Genomic DNA, 7,281 nt, shown 5'->3' with positions numbered 1-7,281 from the left:
GCCGCCCCCTGGCGAGGCGCGGGCACGGCCCGCCCGGCGGCCTTGCCGCCCTGCTGGTCGGTGTTGAGCGGCGCGGCCGTGGCGGGCACCCTGGTGCCCGACGGTGTCGCCGCGCCCTCGCCCTCCTCGCCGCGCCCTCTGCCCTGCGCCGCGGTGGCGGCCACCACGGCCGCCGGGTTCCCGCTCATGGCCGCGGTCACGATCGGCCTGGCCTTGCGCACGCCCCAGCGGGTGATGCCCTGCACGCCGGTGCCCGTCCGTTCGAGCACGGGCGAGCTGGCCGCCTCGCCCAGCATGCGGGTGGCGAGCGTGTGCCCGTTCATGGACGCGAACAGATGCTGGAACGGCCGCCGGTAGAAGAACACCGCGATCGTCAGCAACGCGATGAACAGGATCTGCAGCCCCCACGGCATGGCCGTAGAGATGATCAGCGCGTACCCGTACACGAGGACGCCGAGCACGAGCGCGAGCACCGCCTGCCTGAGCAGCGTGCCGACCAGCATCTCCACCCAGCGCATGGCGATGATCCGCCCGCTGCCGGGGTGGACGCCGATCAGCAGGAACACCGGCCCGAGGATCAGCAACAGCAGGAAGCCCACCTTCAGCACCAGCAGCGAGACGGCCACCAGGAAGATGAGCAGCCCGGCGACCAGGGCGGCGATGAGCGCGCTGATGGACACGCCGAGCCTGCTGCCCCAGTCGCGTCCGGAGAAGACGGTGTAGCGCGGGTCGTTCCTGAGCTTCTCCGCGATCTCCGTGTACTTCGCCTGCCGGTCGCCGACGTTCGGCGTGGGCTGGCCCGCCGTGGCCGCGGGGATGGACTGGATCTCCAGCATGGTCCGGCCGAAGTCGCGCACGATCGGCTGGTTGGGGTCGGCGGTGCCGAACATGCCCATCAGCCACGGCTTGCAGACCAGCGTGGACCAGAGCGCGTCGGCGTTCTGGTCCACGCCCGGAGTGCCGGCCTGCGCGTAGCCACCGGCCTTGACCTGCGGGCTGGCCTGCCCGGAGGCGGGCAGGCAGGACGCGCCGCCCGCGCCGGGCAGCCCGGCGAAGGCCGAGTTGACCACCTCGCCGGTCTTGTCGGTGACGATCTTGCCGAGCCCGGTGAAGTCGCCGGGCCTGCTGAAGAACCAGGTGGCGACCGTGACCGCGAGGACCATCCAGACGACGCCTTCGAGGGTCGTGGTGGCCCGCTTGCGGATCAGGCCGTACCAGGCCAGCCAGATGGCGGCGAGGATCACGATCGGGCGGAGGAACGGCCAGTACATCGCGTTCGACAGGTTCGTCACGATGTCGTCGACCACGTCCTTGATCGACGCGAGCGGGCCCTCCGTGGCGGCGGCCTGGTAGGTGGTGATGGTCAGCCGGTCGATCGCCTTGGCGAACCTGAAGATCCCGTTGGCCCACAGGTTGCCCAGCACCGCGACGTAGTCGGAGCAGCCCAGGTCATGGGTCTGCCAGAACTGGCCGGCCATGCCGAACTGGGCGTAGTTGGTGGTCGGCGCGGACGCCCCGCCCTCGGGGGGCGGCGGCTGGATCATGCCGTCGGTGCCGCCGCCGATCACCTCCGGGTAGAGCGGGCCCGACAGGTCGCACGGGGCCGCGGCGGCGGGCGACGACAGGCCGCCCACCACGATCGGCACCACGAGGACGCCTGCCAGCAACGCCAGGACCAGAGCCAGCCGCTTGGGTAGCCGGATCTTCATGACCGCACCTCCTGCGCCCTGCGCACGCCCCCCTGAAGATCATCATGCCCGCTGTCGTCGGGTTTGTCGTGTGTCGGGTTCGTGTCGAGCCACCGGAGCAGCTCATCGGAGATCAGGTCTACTCCGATGCGACCGGCCCTGCCATCCAGATCGCGGAAAATGCACTCCCCGTTGCCAAGCGCGCGCAGCGCGGCCTTGTGCTCTTCCGACGGCTCCACCCCGAGCAGGGACATCACGTGCTCGACCTCGACCCGCTCCGTCGACCTGAACGCGAACACCGACGACAGGCAGTTGGTCACCTGCTCGTTGAGCAGGTCTCCGGCGTTCTGCGAGACCAGCACGAGCGCGGTGTTACGGGAGCGGCCCATCCGGCTCACCTCGGGCACCAGCTTGGCGCCCTCCGGCGTGGACGTGATCGCCCACGCCTCGTCCAGGAAGATCGCCTTTGGCGCGCGGCGGTCGAGCCCGTTCATCAGCCGCCGGGCGAACTGCGACACCAGGTAGAGCAGGGCCACCGACAGCCGCTGCTCGTAGGAGTAGTCGTCGCGGCCGGTGGCCACGTCGGGCAGCGTCAGCCCGCCCAGCGTGAACACGGTGGTCCAGCCCTCGCTGTCGATCTGCTCGCCGCCGGACGGGTCGAAGCAGAGCCTGGCCAGATGCATCTCCGACATGGAACGCAGCACCGCGCCCAGATTCTTGGACGCGGCGTCCTCCGACTTCTCCAGGAAGTCGACCACCTTGCCCAGCGACGGGTCGGGCGCGTTGGAGACCGCCGCCACCGCCTGGATCATCGCCGACTCGCGCTCCTCCGACATGCGGGGCAGCAGCAGCCGCAACGTCTCGGTCGCCATCGTCTTCTTGGCCGCGATGTCGTCGCCGAACGAGAACGGGTCGAGCAGGCCCGGCGCGGCCGAGCCGAGCGGAATGATCCGCGCCTTCCGCTCCCGCTTCTGCAGCAGCTGCACCAGCGACTCGGCGTCGCCCTTCGGGTCGATCACCGCGACCGTGACCCCGCGCAACGACATCTGGTAGATCATCAGCAGCGCCAGCGTGGTCTTGCCGCCGCCCGGCTCGCCGGTGATCGCGATGGCGGTCGGCCGGTTGCGGGTCGCCGCCACCAGCGGGTCGAAGTGGACGATGCTGCGCGCCCTGCCGACGGTCTCGCCGATGTACGGGCCGAGCCAGCCGTCGCTGCCGTCGTCGAGCCGGTCACCGAGATCGACGGTGGCCGTGGCCATGCCGCCCGCGATGGTCCGCAGCGGCTGGCGCTGGGCGTACGCGTTGACCCTGACCTTCTCGCCCGGCAGCGCCTCGCAGAACAGCGAGAACTGGTCACCGGTGGAGTTGACCACGTCGATGCCCATGTCGCGGTAGTGCTCGACCACCGCCTCGACCCGCTGCACGCAGATCTCCTCGGTGGGCGCCGACACGATCAGCCGGTGCCACCCGTACACGAACGGCAGCCGCTCCTTGGTGATGCCGTGCTCCAGCATCCGCGCCGCGTCGATCTGCTCCGCCAGCGCGAGCGGCGCCTCCGCCCCCGCCTCACGGATGTGGATGTCCATGTCACGCGCGTGCGCGAGCTTGCGCGCGACGTCCTTGGACGCCTTCACCGGCGGGATCAGCCGCATCCTGGACGAGATCTCCACCGGGAACGGCAGCTGGTCGGCGAAGTGCAACCACGGCTCGCCGTCGGGGAACGGCATGAGGTCGGGGAAGCGGGCGAACGACAGGTTGGCCACGTACGAGTCGCCCTGCGGCTGCACGATCCGCAGCAGCGACCGGCCGTTGTGGATCTCACCCTCGACCAGCGACTCGATCTCGCCCTGCCCCCAGCGGCGCTTCGGGCTCGCCGACGGCGGCGGATCGCCGAGCGCGCCCGCCGCCGAGTGCTGGAACAGCCACGCCACCTCGACCGAGGTGGCGTGACGTGCGTACAAGGCGCTCGACGCCAGTGCTCTGCCGAGCCGTTCGGCCTGTTCGGTCCACTTGGAGATCTCACCCTCGGGGACGTGGTCGTCCTCCAGCCCGAGCGTCTTCTCCGTCTTCTGGTAGAAACCGAAGAGCTGCGAGAACATCCCGGCCCCGATCTGCCTGCCGCGCGGGCCCAGCCGCACCCCCAGGTAGACCTCCTTCGACCAGAAGTCCTTCGCCCAGACGTGGCGGTACATCTCCTCCAGGTAGTCGCGCCAGCCGGGGCCCTCGTCGGAGGTGGCGTTCAGCGCCATCGCCCACTCGGCCGCCGGATAGGTGCGGTGCGCCACCCTCAGGTGCACCTCGGCGTCGGGCATCCTGATCGCGGCCAGCGCGATCGTGATGTTCGTGGCCAGCGCCTCGCGCTCGTCCGGCGTGACGAACTCGTAGCTGACCGTCGGCAGGCGGAAGTACGCCCATGCGCAGGTTTCGGTGAGCAGGATGCGGTCGTCGAAGTACCGGACCGCCAGGCGCTGATGCGCTCGGGACGCCCTGCTCATGCCGCCCCCTCGGCGCATGAACCGGCCAGACCTGCTCGCTCGTTCACTTATCGCTCACCGATTCTCGTGCCCGGGGGGTCACTCGCCAACTCCTCTTCGCTCGGACGGATCGTCTGTGCCGCAAAGCCCGCGACCACGACCCCGGCGAGCGCGAGATACGCCCGCCGTCCGGCCGCTCGCAACTGCCCGGGATCGACGACGTCCGCGCCGCCCGGCGCCAGGTCGTCCTCCCAGGGCACCCTGACGATGGCCCGGCACCTGCCCCTGGCCACCGCCTCCGCCTGCTCGACATCGGCCATCGAACGCCTGCTCACGCCGTTGACCACCATCACCGCACGCCTGCGCAGGTCCGCGCAGCCGTGCCCGTCGAGCCACTCGTACGTCATCGCCACCGCCTCCGGCGCCTCCTCGCTCGCCGGGACCACCAGCACGAGCTGGTCCGCGTACGGCAGCACCCGGGCCGCCAGCGCGGCGGCCGGGTCGATGACGGCCAGCTTGTAATGCCGGTCGAGCAGGTGCATGGTCTGGCCCAGCCGGTGGTCGGACAGGAGGGTCCTGTCGGTCAGCCGCCGCTCGGCCTCCGCGTCCGTGTCGGCCCCGATCACCTCCAGGCCCGAAGCCGTCCGGGTCGTGTAGCCGCGCATCGTCAGGTACCCGCTGACCCGGTCCAGCCCCGACAGCAGCGAGGCGAGCGTCTCCGGGGTCTCCGTCCGGACCCTGCTGGTCAGCGTGTTGCCGCCGGTGCTCGCGTCGACCGCGACCACTCGGTCGTCGCGGTACCTGGCGAACGTGTGGCCCAGCATCAACGCCGTGGTGCTCTGCCCGGCGCCGCCGGTGCACCCGAGCACCACGACCCTCCGACTGCCGCTGAACACGCCCCGCGCTCTGGCCTCGTCGATCTCCGACCCGTCGGTTCGCACCCCGCCGCCGCCGACGACCACCTGCGCGATCCGCCGCCAGCCGCCGGAGTCGCGTCCGACGACGGACTCGACCCGTCGCACCCGCCCCTCTCGCTCACCGAACCGCGGCCCCGGAACCACCGCATCCCCGGCCCGCCCGTCGCCCCCGTGACGCCGCGCCTCAGCACGCCCGCCAACACGCTCATCCCGCCCGGCGCCCTCACTGCGCCCGGCAAGCGCCCCCTCGCCTCGCCTGGCGGCCACATCCTCGCCACGACCGTCACGCCCACCGGCCACCCGCACACCAGGCTCCGCGCCACCACCGGCCTCGCGAACGCCGGACTCCCCGCGACCACCGACCTCGCGGGCGCCGTCCACCTCGCTACCAGCCGCCTCAGACGCCTGCACGGCGTCAGGACGCGCTTCAGGCGCGCTCTCACTGTCGCGGCGCGCCGCAGGAACACGCACGCCCTCACCCAGCGCAGACGCGCCCTCAGGCTCGCGCTGCCGCCCCTGATCAGCCGCCCCCTCGCCGTCACGGCCCGATGGCACAGGCAAGGACGGCTCGTCGTGTCGGGCCGCCTGTGCGGGCGCAGAGGTGTCACGCGCACCCCCGCCGATCGGACGCAGAGTCACCGGCTTCGTCACCAGCTTCGTGTCGGGACGCAGCAGCGGCCAGACCGGCGGCGTGTCCGGCACCCCCAGTGATCGGTTCTGCCTGGGTGGCTGCCCCTTTCTGTGCTGGATCCGCGCAGCCTCGTCCTCCAGAGTTCCCCCGGCAGCACCGTCACCAGAGCGCTCAAGGCCACCGTCACCGACTCCCGCAGGAACGCCTTCACCAGGCTCCGTCGATGACGGACTCACTGCGGGCGCAGCCTCGTCGGCGAGGGCGGTCACCGCCGCTTCACCCACCACGGACGCAGGCTCCTCCACAGATTCGCCCTCCGCAGGCGTGGTCTCCTCCGCGAACCCGCCCTCCGCAGGCGCGGACGCCACCGCTTCACCCGCCACAGACGGGGACTTCTGCGTGGGGTCTTCAACAGTCGAGGTCGCCGCTGAAGGGGATGCCGTTGGGACGGCGCCGCCAGCGGCGGCGGTTTCCGCGGGGGCGGCGGTGTCCGCGGCGTTGGCGCCGTCCGTGGAGGCGGTTGGCGGCGGGGACGGAGGGAGTGCGGGGGTGGAAGGCTTCGTGTCGGCACTTGCCGCGAGCCTGCGCAGCCGCCGCAGGGCCTCCGTGTCGATCGGCTTCCCCACCACGGGACCCGGCCGATCGGCGGGCTTCCGGCTCTGCGAGGCGGGCGCGCCACCCCCGGCCTGCGTCTCCCTCGGCGTTGGCGCGTCAAGGCCCCCGCCCCGGACGCCACGCTCCTCCGCTTCCCGGACGTCACGCTGCTCCGTGCGCCCCGGCATCGGGACCGCTCCCCACGCGGCCGGCCGTTCCGGCGTGTGAGCCGGCTCTCCGGAGGTGCGCGTCTCGGACGTCGGTGCCGCCTCCCGAGCGGTCTCCCCGGTACGGTCGGCGGCGCGCTCCGGGTCGGGGCGGCGTGCCGACGCGGGCGAGGAGCCCTGACCGTCAGGCAGGTGGGACGGCGCCGCGTCGTTGCGTACGTCCAGTTCCTGGAGGAGGGCGGGGGCGGTGCCGCGGCGGGTGATGGAGCCCCAGCCGGTGCGGCCCGCGGTCGCGGGTTCGCTGAGAGGGGCCTGGGCGGCGGCTGCGGCAGCCGCGGCGACGGCGGGGCGGACCTGGCGGGGCCCGGCGGGACGCTCGGCCGCGCGCCTGCGCTGCGAGTGGCGGGCCTTGCGGGTCGCCTTGACGCGGACCCTGGCGGGCACGGCGCGCCAGACGCGCCCGGAGAAAGCGATCGTCTCAGGCTCGGCGGCCGGAGCCATCCGGCACCACACGCGCGGCTCGCCGACGTAGCGCGCCTGCGACTGCAGGAGTTCGGTCAGCCGCTTGTTCTCGATCACGGGACGGGTGGACAGCCACGTGACGATACCGGGCGGGACCAGGTAGAGCACGTGCCACGGCGCGACGAAGTCGATGCCGACCAGCCACAGCAGCAGGGACCACGGGGCAAGGACGCCGACGAACACGCCGATCCAGACGATCGGGAGCGGCATCGGCAGCCGTAGGTCGTACAGCTTGTAGAGCCGCTTCTCGATGCGCCAGATATTCGTATACGTAGGCAGGTCCACGCG

General features: G+C 71.9%; 3 protein-coding genes. All 3 read right to left on the bottom strand.

Annotated elements, in window-relative coordinates; translation table 11 throughout:
* Nucleotides 1–1,709, bottom strand: a 1,709-nt coding sequence (locus ABZ297_RS29295; protein WP_355352325.1) for a type IV secretion system protein, incomplete at its 3' end; no start/stop codon positions are given.
* Nucleotides 1,706–4,183 (bottom strand): ATP-binding protein, encoded by a 2,478-nt coding sequence (locus tag ABZ297_RS29290; RefSeq protein ID WP_355352322.1) that lies wholly within the window; start codon nucleotides 4,181–4,183, stop codon nucleotides 1,706–1,708. The genes ABZ297_RS29290 and ABZ297_RS29295, both read right to left, overlap by 4 nt.
* Before the next feature lie 47 nt (nucleotides 4,184–4,230).
* The gene (locus tag ABZ297_RS29285) at nucleotides 4,231–7,278 is read right to left on the bottom strand and encodes a TcpE family conjugal transfer membrane protein (RefSeq protein ID WP_355352319.1); all 3,048 of its coding nucleotides are present in this window, start codon (nucleotides 7,276–7,278) and stop codon (nucleotides 4,231–4,233) included.
* Nucleotides 7,279–7,281 lie beyond the last annotated feature (3 nt).

The sequence above is a fragment of the Nonomuraea sp. NPDC005983 genome, from assembly GCF_040614375.1.
Taxonomy (GTDB): Bacteria; Actinomycetota; Actinomycetes; order Streptosporangiales; family Streptosporangiaceae; genus Nonomuraea.
The sequence above is the reverse complement of the archived record's forward strand: the minus strand, read 5'-3'. Positions and strand labels throughout refer to the sequence as shown.